Here is an 807-nt window from a genome sequence, read left to right on the forward strand (position 1 = left end):
TTATTAAAAAGCTAAATAATAAAAGCCTAAAACTGTCAGTTTTCAGGGATTCCACACAACTTGACAAAGAGCCGAAACTTTTTTTGCCAAAATAGAGTATACTGTTACGCAGAGGTGAATTTGAATGAAAAAAGTATTATGGGGACCTCTAAAAACCCCAGTTTTTCTTCAAATTTAATCACTCAAACCTTGATAAATCAACATTTAGATTTTCAGAAATTTAGTTTTTAGAGGTGCCCTTATTTGTGACCGGTGCTTCTAAAGGAATCGGTTTGGAAGTGGCGGTTGCTGCTTTGGAAAAAGACTATCGTGTTATCGCGACTTCGCGAAATGCAGTAACCTTACGGGATCAGGTTTTGGCGCATGTGCCGGAAGCTGGGACTGATTTCCTAGCCTTGGAAATGGCCTTCACAGAAGACAGTATCAAAATGGCTGTTAAGCAAGCCTTGGATCAGTTTGGGCGTATTGATGTCTTGGTCAACAATGCGGGCTATGGTATTTTTGGAGCCTTGGAAGAATTTTCACTTGAAGAGGTGCGCAAAAATTTTGATGTCAATGTCTTTGGTCTCTTAGCCTTGACCCAGGCTGTCTTGCCAGGCATGCGGGAACAGAAATCAGGCCATATTATAGTAGAATGAAACAAAAACCGCACATTTTGTGCTATACTATTTTTATGGCATATTCAGTAGATTTTCGTGAAAAAGTTCTTTCATATTGTGAGAATATTGGCAGTATTTCTGAAGCAGCAACTGTTTTCCAAATTTCTCGTAATACCATTTATCAATGGATTAAATTAAAAGAGAAAAC

At 38.3% G+C, this 807-nt stretch carries 2 protein-coding genes; both read left to right on the forward strand.

Translation table 11 applies throughout. The features are described from left to right. Nucleotides 1–233: 233 nt before the first annotated feature. Nucleotides 234–638: an SDR family NAD(P)-dependent oxidoreductase gene (locus E5983_RS09290; protein WP_160333516.1), complete on the forward strand. Its 405-nt coding sequence runs from the start codon at nt 234–236 to the stop codon at nt 636–638. 35 nt (nt 639–673) lie between these two features. Further along, the coding region (locus tag E5983_RS09295) for an IS630 transposase-related protein (protein WP_160332216.1) at nt 674–807 on the forward strand (134 nt) is incomplete at its 3' end.

The sequence above is a fragment of the Streptococcus danieliae genome, assembly GCF_009767945.1.
GTDB lineage: Bacteria > Bacillota > Bacilli > Lactobacillales > Streptococcaceae > Streptococcus > Streptococcus danieliae.